This is a genomic window from Paenibacillus sp. P4_A7, from assembly GCF_056402455.1.
The window spans coordinates 1-1,444 of record NZ_JBFUHJ010000754.1 but is presented as its reverse complement, the minus strand read 5'-3'; the positions used below and the strand labels follow the sequence as shown (position 1 = coordinate 1,444).

The following is a 1,444-nucleotide window of genomic DNA, read 5'->3' as shown; positions in this document are numbered from 1 at the left end:
GGGATTTAACGGTCCTGCCGGACAAGAAGTATAGCAAGGATGAGCTTGGCATCATTTCAAAGTCAGTCGACCATATGATTGAAGTGACGAAGCAGCTCATATCGGGTATTGTGGTTAATGCGATGGAGGTAAACAAATCTGCAACGCAAATGTCGACAGCATCCTTGGAGTCATCAGCCGCTGCTGAGCATGTCGCGCACAATATTCAAGAGGTTGCGAATGGAACGGAGATTCAAGCTCGCGGTGCAGAGGAAACTTCTAAGGCGATAGTTGAGATGACAGTCGGAATTCAGCGTATTGCGGAAAATACAACGTTGATCGCTGACCATTCTACTACAACATCTCATCAAGCTGATCAAGGTCAAGCTGCGCTCACACGCTTKGTAGATCAAATGACGGAAGTAAAAACAGTGATTTCGAAGCTGTCGGATACGATTGGAACGTTGGAAAACAGGTCCATGCAAATTGGTGCGATTGCAGATAACATAACAGCATTTTCTAATCAAACCAATATTTTATCACTCAATGCATCTATTGAAGCAGCGCGGGCCGGCGAGCAAGGCAGAGGCTTTGCTGTGGTAGCGGGAGAAATTCGTAAGCTTGCAGCAAACTCTCTTGAATCAGCGGATGGCATTCATAAGCTAGTAGATGTTACGCGCAGTGAAATATCAGGTGCTTCCTCCTATATGGTACAAACGATAGAAGAGATAGGACGAGGCAGTGAACGAATAAACGATGTAAAGGACAACCTAGATGTAATTGTATCCTCGATTCAGCAAATGACAGAGCAGCTCGTTGAAACCTCAGCAATTACAGAGCAAATGTCCGCAAGTTCGCAAGAGGTGAGCGCATCTATGGAACAAACGGCTTCTAGTGCAGCGATGAATTTTAATAAAACAGAAAATGTTGCAGCTGCGACAGAGGAGCAGCTTGCACTTATGGAAAATATAAATACAGCAGCAGCACATTTGAATGACATCGTAGGCGAACTGAATCGCTCTGTTTCCCACTTTAAAGTGGAATAATTGTCGAAAAAAATCTGTTTTGGGCTGGAAGTTTTATAATCCGCTGAAAGCAGGTTTTTTTTGTAATTTTAATTTGAAAAATTTATGAAATTGACGTAACTTTTTACGCATGTCTTTCGTCTATCATGTAAGATTAGAATTATGAAAGTTACAAATGCGAAATTTACGAAGTAAGTTTTGTTGTACCTGTTCACGAAGGGGGTAATGGAGGGGCTCATGGCAATTCCGGAAGAAACAGAACAAAGCACGAAGCTAGGAGACACTGCTGATGAACAGAGCAAGCTGCTGGTTGTCAACAATGTAGAGCGCATTTTCCAAGTGGGAGGCTCGCCGCTTCATGTACTGAAAGGGATTCAAATGGAGCTGAAGTCTCAGCAGTTAGTTATGCTTAGAGGCAGATCTGGTTCAGGAAAGACGAC

The 1,444-nt window shown here is 43.4% G+C and carries 1 protein-coding gene and 1 pseudogene; both read left to right on the top strand.

Annotated features, from left to right (window positions below; translation table 11 throughout):
- On the top strand, window positions 1-1,025 hold a 1,025-nt coding region (locus AC1DWN_RS33695; protein WP_477563177.1), incomplete at its 5' end, for a methyl-accepting chemotaxis protein.
- 216 nt (window positions 1,026-1,241) lie between these two features.
- Window positions 1,242-1,444 (top strand): annotated as a pseudogene (locus AC1DWN_RS33690) (ABC transporter ATP-binding protein); the annotation flags it as partial.